At 62.0% G+C, this 16,107-nt stretch carries 9 protein-coding genes; all 9 read left to right on the top strand.

The window, feature by feature from the left end; all coding sequences use genetic code 11:
- The first annotated feature begins 22 nt into the window (after positions 1-22).
- The 9 genes from E3O28_RS04570 to E3O28_RS04520 all read left to right on the top strand — a co-directional run bounded on the left by E3O28_RS04570 (position 23) and on the right by E3O28_RS04520 (position 15,569).
- A complete protein-coding gene (locus E3O28_RS04570) occupies positions 23-886 on the top strand; it encodes a substrate-binding domain-containing protein (RefSeq protein ID WP_134415296.1) in 864 nt (287 codons plus the stop codon).
- Between the two features lie 489 nt (positions 887-1,375).
- The gene (locus E3O28_RS04565; protein ID WP_347232366.1) at positions 1,376-4,045 is read left to right on the top strand and encodes a carbohydrate binding domain-containing protein; all 2,670 of its coding nucleotides are present in this window, start codon (positions 1,376-1,378) and stop codon (positions 4,043-4,045) included.
- An 83-nt stretch (positions 4,046-4,128) separates the two neighbouring features.
- The gene (locus E3O28_RS04560; protein WP_241973009.1) at positions 4,129-5,448 is read left to right on the top strand and encodes an ABC transporter substrate-binding protein; all 1,320 of its coding nucleotides are present in this window, start codon (positions 4,129-4,131) and stop codon (positions 5,446-5,448) included.
- 88 nt (positions 5,449-5,536) lie between these two features.
- Positions 5,537-6,472 (top strand): sugar ABC transporter permease, encoded by a 936-nt coding sequence (locus tag E3O28_RS04555; RefSeq protein WP_134343074.1) that lies wholly within the window; start codon positions 5,537-5,539, stop codon positions 6,470-6,472.
- A complete protein-coding gene (locus E3O28_RS04550) occupies positions 6,469-7,404 on the top strand; it encodes a carbohydrate ABC transporter permease (protein ID WP_134343075.1) in 936 nt (311 codons plus the stop codon). The genes E3O28_RS04555 and E3O28_RS04550 overlap by 4 nt, the downstream gene beginning before the upstream one ends.
- Complete coding sequence (locus E3O28_RS04545) at positions 7,401-9,881, top strand: glycoside hydrolase family 2 protein (protein WP_241973008.1); 2,481 nt, start codon at positions 7,401-7,403, stop codon at positions 9,879-9,881. Before E3O28_RS04550 ends, E3O28_RS04545 begins: the two co-directional genes overlap by 4 nt.
- 85 nt (positions 9,882-9,966) lie before the next feature.
- Positions 9,967-10,923: an ROK family protein gene (locus E3O28_RS04540; RefSeq protein WP_134343076.1), complete on the top strand. Its 957-nt coding sequence runs from the start codon at positions 9,967-9,969 to the stop codon at positions 10,921-10,923.
- Positions 10,924-11,064: 141 nt separating this feature from the next.
- Entirely contained in the window at positions 11,065-12,720 is a 1,656-nt protein-coding gene (locus E3O28_RS04535) for an ABC transporter ATP-binding protein (protein ID WP_198411497.1), read from the top strand.
- A 1,301-nt stretch (positions 12,721-14,021) separates the two neighbouring features.
- Entirely contained in the window at positions 14,022-15,569 is a 1,548-nt protein-coding gene (locus E3O28_RS04520; RefSeq protein WP_134343079.1) for a 5'-nucleotidase C-terminal domain-containing protein, read from the top strand.
- Positions 15,570-16,107: the final 538 nt, after the last annotated feature.

Below are 16,107 nucleotides of genomic sequence, written 5' to 3'. Positions count from 1 at the left end.
GTCTAACCGAAAGTAGGACCCCGTGAGCGATTTCCCCTTGCTGCGCCCGATCGGCCTCGCCCTCGTTCGGGCGACGGAGATCATGGGCGCAGAGCCGTATTTCCATGAGTTCATTGCGGGCGTGGAGCGGGCCGTGCGACCTGCAGGATATTCGGTTCTCTTGAATGTGCTTCCAGATACGGAAGCGGAGGCGAAGGCGTACCGCCGATGGAGCGCCGACGGCGAAGTGAGCGGCGTCATTCTTGTCGACCTCACTGTCAACGACCCTCGACCCCAGCTGGTCCACTCGCTTGGCTTGCCCGCGATTGTCGTTGGCCCGCCCTCGGCAGCTCCGGGCTTTCGAGCCGTATGGACCAATGACGATATGGCCATGCGCGATGCCGTCGAATATCTTGCCGGACTCGGCCATATCCGGATTGCTCACGTCGGCGGCCCCGCCAATCTGCTGCATAGCCAAATCCGGCGCGACGTCTTCCTCAACGAATGCGCACGTCTTGGTATCGAACCGATCGAGCAAAACGGTGACTACTCCCGCGAATCCGGCGGGCGCTGCATCAGCGCCCTGATCAGGCACAAGAAGCCACCGACTGCCGCCATCCTTGACAATGATCTGATGGCGCTCGGTGCGCTGGACTCGGCGCAAGAGCTGGGGATCTCGGTTCCAGGTGCCCTTTCCCTGCTTGCCTGGGACGACTCCGCGCAATGCCAACTGAGCGAGCCCTCGCTGTCGGCGGTATCGCATGATGTCCAGGTCATCGGAATGCTCGCCGGTCAGGGACTGCTCGAAGAGATTGTCTCGGTCTCGGGGCAATCCATCGCGAGTCCCCCGGTGGTAGTCGTCGCCCGCGAATCGACCGGGGCGCCGATATTGAACGTTTCGAGCTAGCCGTCGAATCTCTTGCATGAAGATACCTCCTCAAAAAGTATTACATAAGTAATTTATATATGTTCTTGACTCCTGCTAACCAATCCGCGACCATGGGTTACGCCACAGCACCGTGCACTCGCTCGGACCGCTCGGCAACAGATACGTCCCCGGTCGAAGGAGCCCTGGCAAAACATGAAATCTGCCACCCACCAGTCCGCGTCACCGCGGCAGCAACATCGCTCATCCATTGCGGGACTAGCTCTCGTTGCGATTACCGCCGCGTCCCTCGTCGTAGCCGCTCCCGCCGGCGCCACCGAAAAGGGGTCCGACTGGAAGAACGAAAACAAGGCCTTCGTGCAACGCGATGGAAGCTCTCTGACCCTCGATGGCGAGCAATTCCGCGCTAGCGGAACCAACATCTACTGGCTCGGTCTCGATGAAAACGTCGGCGGAGTCGACTACCCGACGTTCTTCCGGATCAAGGACGCACTGGATACCGCCGCTGTGATGGGCATCACCGTGGTGCGTTCGCACATGACCACGTCCACCAGTCAGGACAATGCAGATCCGCTGGCGCTCATGCCTAAACTCGGTCAGTACAACGATGAGGCCTTCCGCACCATTGACTTTGCCGTGGCCTACGCCGGAACACTGGGCATCCGCTTGGTGCTACCTCTGACCGACGAGTGGGAGTATTACCACGGAGGCCACCGCGATTTCACAACTCCGCTCGGGCTTAACGCAGACCAGTTCTACTCTGACCCATCCGCCATCGCCGCCTACCAGGACTACGTAGACCACATCCTGACGCACACCAACTCGATCACCGGTACACGCTTCGTTGACGACCCGACGATCATGGCCTGGGAGCTCGGCAACGAACTCGAGGGAATGACCCTCGATTGGATCAACAGCCAGGTCGCCCATATTAAGGATCGGGCTCCGCAGCAGCTCGTCGCAGCGGGTCGCCGCTTCGACATTGACCCGGACACCCTCGCGGCCCCCGACCTCGACATCGTTGACGTTCACTACTACCCTCCAACGGCCGAGCGTGTCTCCGCCGACGCCGCAGTCGTTGCTGCCGCCGGCAAGATTTACATCGCGGGCGAGTACGCCTCCACGGCCGCCACCGGAGAACTCCTGGATGCCGCGGCCGCCGATCCGAACGTCTCTGGCATGTTCTTTTGGTCGCTCTTCGGCAACAACGACCGCGGCGGCCAGGTCCAGCACGACGACGGATTCACCCTTCACTATCCGGGAGACTTGGAGCGGGCGAAAGAAAACGTCGCCGCCATCCAGCACTACAGCGCCGCGACAGGAAGCGAGCCGGGTCGTCTCAAAGTCGGCATTCCTCTCATAACCACAATCGATCAGAATTACGGTATCAACGTGGTCGCCTGGCGCGGGACAGCGGGTGCTGCCGGATACATCGTGCAGCGTTCAACCGACGGGGGAAAATGGGCCGACGTGACTGACGGGCCGGTGTCCGCCTCAGCGTCACCCGTCACCGATTACGAATCTCCGGATGGTGCCGCCTACCGGGTGATCCCGGTCGACGCCAATGACCGACGCCGGACTGCCTCCGACGCGGTCGCGGCACCCAATGAAGGAGCTGTCCTCGTCGACCCGCTTGAAAGCTGGTCACTTACTTCCACACACGACGGGACCGACATCCTCGCCACACCTGCCGGCGGCGTTGCCGCAGGCACAAAGGGCGGCACCGCCAGCATCACCTGGGAGAGCGATGGTCTCCTCAGCGCGACGTTCAAGGTCACCGATTCTAAATCTGTCGTCGTGTCCACGAGCGTCGATGGAGTCAACTGGACTGACGTTCCTACCAAAAACGTGGTGCGAGCAGGGCACCGCTTCGTGATCGCGAACGGTCTCTCCGGAGACGCCGTTCGCCTGAGCTGGAAGGGCAACGGCAAGGTTGAACGCGCCACCATCACTAGCGCAGCAGTGACTATCGCATTGTTCGACCCCCTGAACGACTTCTCGAAGACTGCGCAACACAACGGGAACCTCTCGTTCGACAGCAGCAACCCGACATCATTCGGCGGCGATACCTCACGGGTGAAACGCGACAGCAGTAACCTGGCAAGTCTCTCCTGGGCGTTTGATGACATCAGCGGCGCCGACATCGACGCGTGGTATTGGCCCGACCAAGCCGTGGCCGCGCTCACGGTCGAGGGCTCCGCCGATGGGTCTACCTGGACAACTCTGCAAACGCAGACGCGCGCCGGTGTTGGAAATTGGAAGCCCTACACCTACAGTGTCGAGGACTTGACGGGCGTCAACCATCTCCGAGTTTCCTGGCCCCAGTTCGCGGGCGAAATCTGGACCCCCCAGATTGGCTCGGTCAGTATCTACTCTCCCAACGCAGCACCACTGACTGCACCCGGAGCGGTGGAGCTCGGAACTCCCGCAGCCGCCGCGGCATCGGTCACCGCCACACCAGCCTTCTCTTGGGAATCCGCCGTCTCCGCCGCCTACTACCGGTTCGAGCTCTGGAAGACAAACGCCCCCGGTACGCCCGTTACGTCCGCAACCGGCTTAACCGCGACGGGATATCGGCCGGCTCTCGAGCTGGACCCGGAGACCACCTACTCATGGCAGGTGACCGCGGTGAATGGCGCCGGATCGACAGCGTCAGAACGGCGCGACTTCTTTACCGCAGCCCTACCCACTGAACCCACAGTTGTCGACGACTTTGACGACTACGCAGCTGATTCGGACCTGCAGGCCGCTTACGTCCGAAATGTTGGTGGCGGCGCAATCAACCTCTCGCTCACCGCGAACGACGCCAACGGCACCAGGGCTGCTCAGTTCGATTACGATCTGGGTACCGCGGGCTACGCCGGCACTGTAAAGACCTTTAGCGGCGCACAAAACTGGTGGGGATACTCCGGTCTAACCCTGAACATCGATGCCGACGTCAGCAACTCCCTCTCAGTGCAGTTCGTCGCGAACGGCGCCTACTGGGAAGCGTCTGTGACGCCACTGACTAACGGACCACAGACAGTCAATATCCCCTTCACTGACTTCGCGCCACCGTCGTGGGCACCACAGGCCGATCTTGACCTCACCTCCGTCACCCAGTTCGCGCTGTATATCAACGGGACTGGCACGGGAACCATGACTATCGACGACATCACCACCGTCGTGGTCGCCCACTAACACCAACCTGCTTCTACCCCTCTGTACATCAATCCGAACGCCCCGGCGCCGATGACGGCGACGGCCAACCAAGGAGAATCATCGTGCAACACACGCCACACACCCGACGAAACGCACTGATGGGCGCTACGGCCATCGCTGTGACGGCCGCACTTGCCCTTACCGGATGCACCGGCAACTCCGCAGCCAACGACTCTGGAGAACCGGCCGGCGAGATCACCGTGCTCACCAACCGCACCGACCTCGTTGACACCACCTTCGCCGACTATGCCGAGACCTTCGAGAAGAAGTATCCGGGTACCACGGTGAAGTTCGAGGCTCTCACCGATTACGAGGGCGACACGAAGATCCGCCTCAACTCCAAGGATTTCGGCGACGTTCTGCTCATCCCCAGCTCAAACGTCACCAAAGACAAGTTCGCGAACTACTTTGAGCCTCTCGGCTCGACTGAAGACCTGGCAAAGAAGTACCGCTTCACCAACGAAGGCTCCTTCGACGGCACCGCCTACGGCATCTCCACCTTCGGCTCAGCGATGGGCTACGTTTTTAACCGCGATGTCTGGGCAGATGCTGGCATAACAAGTCCCCCAACGACGGAGGCCGAATACCTGGCGGCTCTGAAGAAAATCAAGGACAACGGCGTCACTCCTTACTACACCAACTACAAGGACGGCTGGCCACTGGCCACGATCGAGGGCAATCTCGGAACCGTTCAGGGCGCCGACGTGCGCAGCCAGATGATCGCTGACGATGCCCCCTGGACGGAAGGTAACGACCAGTTCAACATCGACGGTCTGCTCTTTGACACGGTCGCGGCTGGCCTCAGCGAGGATGACCCCACCACTACCAACTGGGAGGAATCCAAAGACCTCCTCGCCACCGGCAAGATCGGTTCGATGGTTCTTGGTTCGTGGGCCGTCGCGCAGATGCAGGATGCGGCAGAAAAGGCCGGCGAATCGCGCGACCTCATTGGCTTCTGGCCGATGCCCTGGGCGCAGGACGGCACGTTCACCTCGGTGACCGCGTCCGACAAATTCCTCGCGATCAACAAGAACTCCGAGAACAAGGCCACTGCCCGTGCCTGGGTCGACTGGTTCACAGATGAGTCCGGATTCGCCGCGAGCCAGGGCGCGATCAGCCCCGTCATCGACGCCGCTGCTCCCGATACCATCTCCGACTTCACCGAGATCGGCGTTGAGTACCTCGAGCTCGCTCCGGACCCGGTCGGCAAAGAGGCCGTCATCACCGATATCGCCAATGAGGCCGAGATCGACCTCTTCGGCAACTCCTACCGCCAGGGGCTCATTGACGCCGCCCGCGGCGCGGGAGACGGCGACAAGAAGTCACTATTCGATGACTTGAACGAGCGCTGGGCTACCGCCCGCGCCGCCGTCGTCGAATAAACGACTCGACGGGCGGTCCGCCTAGCAGCGGGCCGCCCGTTTCCTCCCACCTTCAACCGCATCCCCCGAAGATGCCGAAAGGATCGACATGTCGATCACCGACACTCCTTCCCTCGAGGTGGGAGCCAGCAAACGGATCCGGCCGGAACGCAAACAGCGGCTGGCCGGCCGACGGATCACGCCGTGGCTGTTCCTGGCAGTCCCGCTTGCGTTCCTCATCGTTCTCACCTACATCCCCGTCGCGAATATGTTCTGGTACAGCGTCACTGACTGGGACGGCCTTGATCCAGAGAAAAGCTTGGTCGGGCTCGACAACTACATCAAAATCTTCACTGAACCGGAGATCTTCCGCGTCTTCTTGGTCAGCCTCTTCTACCTTGCCGGCGCCATCGCCCAACTCGGCTTAGCGCTGTTCTTCGCGGCCCTGCTGAGCTTTCAGACACGGTTCCGTAACTTCTTTAAGGGCGTTATCTTCTTCCCATACCTGATCAACGGTGTCGCGATCGGGCTGATGTTTCTGTACTTTTTCCGTCCTGACGGGACGCTTGACGCCGTCCTCGGCGCTTTCGGCGTGCAGAACACCCCGCAGTGGCTTGGCGATCCGTCGGTTGTCAACACGTCGCTGGCTGCGACCTCAGTGTGGCGATACATGGGGTTGAACTTCGTACTTTTCCTCGGCGCCATCCAATCCGTTCCTGCGGAGCAGTACGAAGCGGCTGATCTGGACGGGGCGAACTCTTGGGACAAGTTCCGGTACATCATCGTGCCGAGCATCCGGCGCATCCTGGGCCTGTCGTTCATTCTCGCCATCGCGGGTGCCCTCTCGGCGTTCGAAATGCCCTACATCATGACCGGCGGTGCCAACGGTTCTGAGACGTTCGTCATCCAAACCGTCGACACCGCATTCCGCTACTCCAAGGTAGGTCTCGCCTCGGCGATGGCTGTTGTCCTCCTCGCAATTGTCCTCATCATTACCGCAGTGCAACGACGCGTCTTCCCCGACGAGAAAGCGGGCCAGGAATGACCAGCACCCAGCCCAGCCCAGTGGACGCCACGGGACTGCCCGTGACGGACCACGCAATCGCAGCGTCTGGGAGTTCGGGTACGAAGAGCCCCCGTCGGCGACGCCGTGCAGGTGGATTTTTCGGCCGGCTTGGCAAGTACGCGTCCCTGGTCATCGCCTGCCTGTTCGCGCTAATTCCGATCGTGACGATATTCATGCTCGCCTTCAAGACGTCTGCGGAGTATCGGAGCACGGGTCCCCTCGTTCCCCCGAGCAACTGGTTCAACTTCGACAACTTCGTCATCGCCTTCACCCAGGGCGACATGATCACCGGATTCGTGAACACGGCAATCATCCTCGTGATCTCGATCACTGGCACTGTGCTCATCGGTACCATGGCTGCGTACGCTATCGACCGGTTCCGATTCCGCGGCCGGTCCCTGGTCACCGCACTGTTTCTGCTCGCGACCCTCGTCCCGTCCGTTACCACCCAGGTGGCGACCTTCCAGGTCATCAACGCCCTCGATCTTTTCAACACCCGATGGTCGGCCATCCTTCTGTTCACCGGCACTGATATCGTCGCGATCTACATTTTCCTGCAGTTCATGCAGTCGATCCCGATCTCCCTCGATGAGGCCGCCACGCTCGACGGTGCCAGTCGATTCACCGTGTACTGGAAAATCATCCTGCCGCTGCTAAGACCCGCCGTTGCCACGGTCGTGATTATCAAGGGCATTGCCGTCTACAACGAGTTCTACATCCCCTTCCTCTATATGCCCTCACGGGATCTTGGCGTGATTTCCACGTCCCTCTTCCGATTCATGGGCCCATTCGGGGCGCAGTGGGAAGTCATCGCCGCCGGAACCATCCTCGTCATCGTTCCCACGCTCATCGCCTTTCTCTTCCTTCAGCGTTTCATCTACAACGGACTCACCTCAGGAGCAACAAAGTGACCGACACCATCACCGATCCGACTCTCATAAGCGCGGCCGTGCGCCCCCTGCACGACGGCTGGAGCGTCCGCGCGCAGCGCGGCCCCATCCCTTCCTCGGTAGCCAGAAAGTCATTCCCCGCAACTGTCCCAGGACTGGTACACACCGATCTGCTTGCCGCGAACCTGATCCCCGACCCCTACCTCGATCAGAACGAGAAGAAGGTGACCTGGATCGGCGAAAGCGACTGGGAATACACCACAACATTCGAGTGGACTGCCGACGGGCACGACCGCCACGAGTTGGTCTTCGAGGGACTGGACACTATCGCCACGGTAACCCTCAACGGTCATCAGATCGCTACCACCCGCAACCAGCACCGCACCTACCGCCTCGCGATTGATGAACTTCTCATCGATGGACCGAACGAGCTTTCCGTGTTCTTCGCCTCCCCCGTTGCTGAAGCCGACCGGGCCAGCCTCGAAATCGGCTACCGGCCGCACACCTACACCCACCCCTTCAACGCCATCCGCAAGGCCGCCTGTAACTTCGGCTGGGACTGGGGATTGGATGCGGCATCCGTCGGCATCTGGAAGCCCGTATCTCTGCACGCCTGGAGCACCGCACGGTTGGCGACGGTGCGACCCGTGGTGGTCGTCGACGAGTCAACCGGGCGAGTCAGCGTGAACGTGGCCATCGACCGCACCTCCGACGAACCAGTCGTCCTCACGGCAAGCATCGCCGGGGAGAGGTCCTCAGCCACCATCCCCGCTGGCAGCACGACAGCAACAGTCGAGATTGCCATCGCCAACGTTGATCTGTGGTGGCCACGCGGATTCGGAGACCAGCCCCTGTATGACCTCGCCGTGGACGCGAGCGTGAGCGGCGCCTCCGTCGACACCTGGACCACCCGGATCGGCTTCCGCACCATCGAAGTGCAACTTGAGCCAGACGTTGAAGGTACCTCCTTCCGATTTGTCGTGAACGGCGAACCGGTATGGATCCGAGGCGCGAACTGGATCCCGGACGACGCCTTCATCACCCGCGTCGACCGCGCCCGCCTGGCACGGCGAATGGACCAGGCGGAATTCGCCAACATGAACCTGCTGCGCATCTGGGGTGGCGGCTACTTCGAGTCCGACGACTTCTACGAACTTTGCGACGAGCGCGGCATCCTGGTCTGGCAGGACTTCCTGTTTGCCTGCGCCTCTTACGCCGAGGAGGAGCCGCTGTGGAGCGAGGTCGAAGCTGAAGTCCGCGACAACGTGACTCGGATCATGCCACACGCGAGCCTGGCTCTCTGGAACGGCAACAACGAGAACATCTGGGGCTACGAGGAATGGGGATGGGCCAAGCGCCTGCAGGGACGCACCTGGGGGCTGGGGTACTACCTCGACCTCCTCCCCCGCCTCGTCTCCGAACTCGACCCCGGCCGCGCCTACACGCCTGGAAGCCCCTGGTCGGGCGACCCGGAAATTTTTGCCAACGACTACAACCACGGATCAGTGCACCTGTGGGAGCTGTGGAACAGAGTTGACTACCCGGCCTACCGCGACATCCACTCCCGATTCGTCGCTGAGTTCGGCTGGCAAGGCCCGGCATCCTGGTCGAGCATCCAACGGTCGATTTCTGACAACCCCCTCACCCCGGAGTCGCCCGGCATGATCCATCACCAAAAGGCGACGGACGGCAACGACAAGCTCACCGACGGCCTCGTCGCGCACCTACCCCTTCCGGACAACACCGAGGACTGGCACTGGGCCATGTCCCTCAACCAGGCGCTCGCAGTCACCCTCGCAATCGAGCACATGCGATCAGAGAGTCCTCGGTGCATGGGCTCTATCGTGTGGCAGCTCAACGACTGCTGGCCGGTCACGTCCTGGGCCGCCATCGACGGTTACGGTGTCGCCAAACCGCTGCTCTACGCGCTCAAGCACGTCTACCAGGACCGCCTTCTGACCGTCCAGCCACGCGCAGACTCTCTCGCAACCGTCGCCGTCAACGACAGCGCCGAGGACTGGGATGGTGAGTACGTGATCCGTCGCCTACGGTTCGACGGGACCGTCCTTGCCGAGAACCGGCAGGACGTGCACGTCGACGCGCGTTCCGCAGCGACGATCGCGATCGATGAGGAGACCGGCACACCTGGAGACGTTAACGATGAGCTGTTGGTCGTCGACTTCGGTGACACGCGTGCATTCTGGTTCTTCGCCGAGTATCGCGACTCCGCCCTCGAAGCCGCCCGCCTGTCGACCACAGTCAAGACGGTCGACGGAGGTGTGGACGTCACGGTGACAGCGGACAACCTCGTCCGCGACATCACTCTGCTGATCGACAAGGTCGACCCCCAGGCAGTCGTAGACGATCAGCTCGTCACCCTGCTCCCGGGCGAGTCCGTCACCTTACATGTCACTACTGACCGCCCAATCGATTTTCGCCAACTGGTGTCAGACCGGGTACTTCGCACCGCCAACCAGCTCGTGGCGGACTGGGCTTAGTTCACCGTCACACACGAGGCCTGACGGATGCCCCCATCCGCCTGGCCTCGTGTGCCCGGATGCGTTACAAACCTAAGGAACACCAATGCCCAACTCACTCGCGCTTGCAATCGATATCGGCGGGACCAAGATCGAGACTGCTCTTGTCGACGATGACGGACACATCGTCGCCCAGAGCAGGCACCGCGTCCCGACCGGCCGGGATATGGATTCACACGGCCTCGGCCTTGCACTAGAGGGCTGCGTGATGGCCTCCACTGCGAAGTCGGGCGGCACGGTGATCGTCGGTGTCGGGATCGGATCCGCAGGCCCCGTCGATCTCGCCGCAGGAATGATCCTTCCGAAAAACCTGCCTCTTCTCCGCGGCTTCCCAGTCCGCTCGTTCGTCGAAGACCTCGTCCCCGACCGTCCTGTCGAGTTGCGCCTCGACGGCACGTGCCTCGCCCTCGCCGAACACTGGATTGGTGCGACCCGCGGGACCTCATCGTCCATGAGCATTGTTGTGTCGACCGGTGTCGGCGGCGGCATCATGTTGGACGGCCGGATAGTCTTCGGCCGCTCCGGCAACGCTGGCCACATCGGGCAGATTCACCTTGACCGCTCGGACGACGGGACCTCGGACGGCGGAACACTCGAAGGGATCGCCTCCGGACTCAGAAGCGTTGACTGGGCTAGGAGGCACGGGTGGTCAGGGCAGACCGGTGAGGACCTTGGACGTTCAGCAGGCGCCGGCGACGCCATTGCTATCGCCGCGGTTCAGCGTTCGGCAGCAGCCGTGGGACGCGCTATTGCGAACGTCGCCACACTCCTTGACCTTGAGGCAGTGGCAATTGGCGGAGGGTTCTCCCATGTGTCCCCCTCCTACCTGGACATAGTCCGCGGATCGGCGCGCGACCATGCGGTGTTCGACTACTCCCGCGACGTCGCGATCCTCTCGTCAGGCTTAGGCAGCGACGGCCCCCTGATCGGCGCTGCGGCCCTCATCCACCGACCACATTTGATCGGTCACCCTGGCGAGGTCACGCTAGCCTCAACCCTCTGACTCTCCGCCATCCATCCCTGGGTAGGTTCTGACATCCCACGACCGGTCACCAACAACATGCGGAGCACCATGGCACCCTTTTGTGAGATCCGACCCGACCAGCTCCTTCGCTCGGCCCTGCGTCCGGCGGCCGGACGCATAATGGTCGCAGCGTCAGCCTTTGTTGTGAAAGAAAGCCCTCTGTGGCTCCTTCCTCTTGTAACGGCGGCAGTCGTCGACGCCCTAGTTGACCAGAAGGCGCCAGACGCGCTGATCCTGCCGGCCGCCGTCGGGGCGGCCACCATCATTGCGAACATCGCCGCCAACAACATCTACGTCCGACTGTATTCGTCCGCGGTGCGTTCGATGGGCTCTCGGCTCCGGGAAGCGCTGGCGGTGCGCCTTCAACTCATGTCTTTCGAATACCACGCCCGCGGCAGCGCGTCGATCGTGCAAACGAAGGTAGTACGCGACGTTGAAAACTTGGAGCTGATGCTTCAACAGGCATCCGGCCCGCTTCTGAATGCCATAACCATCCTCATCGGCGCGGGTGTCGTAACCGCAGCGCGAGTGCCTCAATTTCTGGGGGTGTTCGCACTAACCATCCCCCTTGCAGCCGCTCTCATCATCTGGTTGCGACGCCGAACAGCCGAGAGCAACGCTTCGTTCCGACGCGACGTCGAGACCATGTCCTCGACCGTGGGAGAGATGTCCTCCCTGTTGGAAATCACTCGAGCCCACGGTCTCGAAGGCGTGTCCGTGGGGCGAGTCGTAGATGCCGCACGCCGTGTCGAGACTGCGGGAGTCGCCCTGGATCGGCTCAACGGCCGTTTCGGCGCATTGTCATGGAGTAGCTACCAGCTCATCACCCTGGGGAGCCTATTCGGAGCAGCCATCGTCGCCATGACCGGTCTCCTTCCGATCACCGTAGGCGAAGTTGTCCTCCTCAGCTCCTACTTCGCTCTACTCACTGGATCCATCTCCGGCGCGTTCCAAACCGCGCCTATTATCACCCGAGGGCTGGAATCCCGGCGATCCATAGCTGAGGTCCTGACCGAACCGGACATCGAGGACAACGAGGGAAAGATGGTCGTCCTCGCTACCTCCGGTCGGATCGACTTCGAATCGGTCACCTTCCGCTATGGCGAACACAATGTTCTCACCAATGTGAGCCTTCAGATCCGGCCGGGAGAGACGGTAGCGTTCGTCGGTCCTTCCGGGTCGGGAAAATCCACCCTCACACGTATCGCCCTCGGGTTGCTGCGGCCAACCGACGGCCGCGTATTTCTCGATGGGCTCGACGTCAGCACGCTCGACATGCGCACCGCCCGCCGTTTCATCTCCGTTGTCCCTCAGGAGCCCGTCCTGTTCAGAGGCACCATCAGAGACAACGTTCTTTACGGACTGCCCGAGACGAGCGACACACGGCTCGAGGATGCGCTTCTCGCCGCCAACGCACAATTCGTCCTCGACTTGCCAGAGGGATGGCACACGCCCGTTGGAGAGCGCGGCGCACAGCTTTCCGGCGGTCAGCGACAGCGGTTAGCAATTGCGCGCGCGCTGATCCGTAATCCGCGACTGCTGATTCTGGACGAGGCGACCGCCTCTCTCGACCCAAAAACGGAAGCCGAAGTCCGTGATGCCCTCGAACGCCTTCGTCACGGGCGGACCACCCTTATCGTCGCGCACCGGCTCAGCACCATCCGTGACGCGGACCGCATCGTAGTTCTCGACGCCGGCCGCATCGTCGAAGTGGGCACCCACCAACAGCTCCTTTCCGCGGGTGGAGCTTACGCAGAGATGTCGGCCGCGGCCTAACTAATCTTCCTCGAACCGAATTGCACAAGCAGGGAGGCCCCAGCCTGAGACCTCAACCGGTGCGCCTGTCAGCGCAGAGTCACCTCACCCTGGTTCAGAAAACGCGGATGAAAGTAGGTACTCTATATCGCCGCATTCGTGTTGTTCCCGCATAGCTGCTCAGACCACATCACGAAGTAAGACCAGCGTGTCTGGCTCTAAAGCAAGGCACTATCCGGAACCTTCCCCATTTCCGCGATCGCCGCATAGAGGCCGGCCGCAGCCAGCACATCGCCATCGCCGTGGATGAAGTAGGGCTGTCTCCCGTCTTCCATCTTGCTGCCACTCGTAGTAGCCGGGCATAGGCACCAGGCACCGTTGGCTGGCAAACGGGCTGCGGAACATGCCGTTGCTGGCCACCGATTCCAGGCGTGCGTTGATGGGGGCCGGGCCTCCCGGCTTTGCCCAGCCTCGCTTCAATCCCCACGAGGCCAGGTCCACGTCCCGCTGCACTGTTTCATCACGGGTCCATTCCCGCACGATAGGTGCCGGGTCGGTGGGCGCAACACTGTACGAGGGCTTCCAGTCGGCGGCGTTGGCGCCGGTGGCGTCGAAGAGGCTCAGCAGCTCGTCTGTCGTATTGGGAACCACGTATCTGCCGCACATGCAGTTGAAACTAGCTCTCCCCCGGCTTCGTCAGCAATGGGATCAACCCGGCGCTGTCTGGGTAGTGCGAGGACGGCCAACGTCACACGAAGCGAACGAATCCGCACTCCAGGCAGCATCAGAAAGGGCCTTCATCGGTGCCCAAGATCACCATACGGACCAAGCATCGTTGACAGTTCGGCACACCCAGGTCGTCGTCCATGCCGGTCACACTACGCGCACATCACCCGCCAGCATCTGAGCAGCCGATGCGCCCTCGTTCTGGATCTACAACGAGATCTGGTGCTGGTACATCCCCACCCACGGCGACGACCTCGCCGAACTACGCTCAACCCTGTGGCGCCAACGAATAAATGCCATCTCCGGCCTGCAGCGCCTCACCCCACAAATCGTGGACGCCCTCATCAACCCGCCCCCGAGCCGCCTGACCTACCGGGAGAGTGCGAAAGTCCGCGGTCGGCGTCACCGTTCTTGCACCGTGTAGTAAAAACCAGACCATCAGGAGTTCCGCTATTTTGGAAGCCGCCGCGCTGGAAAGTGTGAAGTCAGTTGTTAATCAGTAGGACGTTGAAATGACCTTGGCAGGAGAGGTCACGTTCACACCCTGCGGGGACCTTGGTCGGGTACGCACGCTCCGAATTCGAAGGGACCACACCTTGACGCGCCCCCTGATCCGACTCCTGTCCATTCCGGCCTTTGCGATAGTACTGGCGGCGTCTGCACCGGCCCAGGCCCAGGCCGCCCCGCCCGATCAGGGCGCCGATGCCGCCAACCCGCGCGCGTCGAATTCCGCGACCCTGCTGTATTTTAACGACGCCCACGAGATCGGACCGGTACTCTCCGGCGGACAGGACCGCGGCGGTGTCGCCCGTCTCTCCGCTGCGATCGACACGGTGCGTGAGGACAATCCAGCGACATCCGTCGTCTTCGGCGGCGATCTGGCCGGAGGCACGCTCTTCGGCGGGCTTTACAAGGGGTTCCCGATGGTCGACGCCTTCAACAAGATCGGCGTAGACCTCGCGAATTTCGGCCAGCACGACTTCGACTTCGGGATCGATATCGCCCGCGAGCTCGTTGCCGCGTCGGAGTTTCCGTGGATCACCTCCAACCTGGTCGACGCTGAGGGCGAGCCGTTCGTGGCGGGAGGCACGTGGGAGGTCCAGCGCATCGGCAAGGTGCGAGTGGGCTTCATCGGCCTGACCGACGCCATCGATACGACCTTGGCCAGCGACCAGCTCGACGAGACCGATCCCGTCGAAGCCGCACGGGCCGCCGTGGCTGACATGACAGCGACAGAGAAGGTGGACGTCGTGGTGGCAGTGACTCAGCACTCGATGGACGACAACCGGGTGTTGGCGCAGGCCGTACCGGAGATCGATGCCATCTTCGGCGAGGAGATGGCTGAGTACGAGTCCGTCATCTCCTATTCCGGCGCGGTCCCTCTGATGGCTCCCGAGGGGAACATCGGCTCGCTCATCCGGCTCGACATCACCAAAGAGGGCGGCGAGTACATCGTCGCCCCGTCCGTGATCGAGGTGGACCACACGGTCACCCCGGACCCGAGTCTGCGCCAGCTCGAGAAGTTCTACGAGGCCGATATGGCGGCCAACCTCTCCACGGTCCTCGCCACTGTCCAGACCCCGCTGCTCAACCCTGAGAACGCCGCCCGCCGCCAGGAAACAGCTCTCGGCAACTGGGTTGCGGATGCCTTCCGCGCGTACCACGGCACCCAGATCGGGTGGATGAATGGTGGTGGCCTGCGCGCAGAGGCACCAGGGCCGGACTTCACCACGCGGGACGCGTACTCCATCGCACCCTTCGATAACAAAGTCATGGTCGTGCAGGCGTCCGGGGCCGGGATCGTCGCAGCACTCGAGCAGGGCGTTGGACACGTGGACATTCTGGGAGGCGGCTTCCCCCAGGTGTCGGGGATTTCCTACTCCTACTCCCCCAGTGCTGCCGTCGGCTCACGCGTCAGCGACGTCCGGGTCGCCGGGGAACCAATCGACGTCGGATCCACGTACTCGGTGGCGGTAACAAACTACGTCGTCGGTGGCGGCGACGGCGTCGCCGGGTTCTCGGGAGGATCAGTGCTGGTCCCAGCTTCGGGAGCGCCAAGCGACGCGGAGGCGATCATGGCCCACGCAAAGTCGCTCGGCGTCGTCGACGCGACGACGGAGGGACGGATCACCGTCCTGCCGTAAGACCGACGCCGAAATCGGCGGCCTCGCGCACGGCGTTCATCAAGGAAGCTCACTACCGCGAGGGCTGGCTCGTGACCAGCGCGCACCCGTTGGCATCAGTCGCCTATGCGATTCTTCGTCAAGCCTGGAAATCGGGCGAGACCACAAACTTCGTTTGGGAAGATCTCACCGTCTGAGGGATAGACCGTCCCGATAAGGGTTCCGAAATGGCACCCCGCCGGTCAACGTCGGCTCGGAGCCCTGGCGGCGAATTCCGTGCCAATGAAGCGTTCGTCTTACGAGCTGCTCCGGATGTTCCCTCCTGGCGAAGCAATCGACGGCATATTTCCCCGAACGACCTCGCGGTCGTAGGCTCGCGCTGAGTAGGGCACTCAGGTGTCCGCGAATCGAGGGCGGGGTCGAAATGGAATTCAGTGCTCTTTTTTGGTGGAACTTCTGGGTGGTAGTCCAGGTTCTCGTTGTGGTTGGGGTCTTCGTGGCTCTGGGGCTTTTCATCCGCTGGGGGCGGCGCAAGAGCGCCATTCTTGAGGCGAGCCAA

It is taken from the genome of Cryobacterium sp. TMT2-14 (assembly GCF_004402465.1).
Classification (GTDB): domain Bacteria; phylum Actinomycetota; class Actinomycetes; order Actinomycetales; family Microbacteriaceae; genus Cryobacterium; species Cryobacterium sandaracinum.
This window is presented reverse-complemented; position numbering and strand designations above follow the sequence as displayed.

Bases quoted from the DNA above. Each gene is read 5' to 3' on its own strand.
- E3O28_RS04550 (WP_134343075.1), top strand. From the start codon at position 6,469: ATGACCAGCACCCAGCCCAGCCCAGTGGACGCCACGGGACTGCCCGTG.
- E3O28_RS04555 (WP_134343074.1), top strand. From the start codon at position 5,537: ATGTCGATCACCGACACTCCTTCCCTCGAGGTGGGAGCCAGCAAACGG.
- E3O28_RS04540 (WP_134343076.1), top strand. From the start codon at position 9,967: ATGCCCAACTCACTCGCGCTTGCAATCGATATCGGCGGGACCAAGATC.
- E3O28_RS04565 (WP_347232366.1), top strand. From the start codon at position 1,376: ATGGGCATCACCGTGGTGCGTTCGCACATGACCACGTCCACCAGTCAG.
- E3O28_RS04535 (WP_198411497.1), top strand. From the start codon at position 11,065: ATGGTCGCAGCGTCAGCCTTTGTTGTGAAAGAAAGCCCTCTGTGGCTC.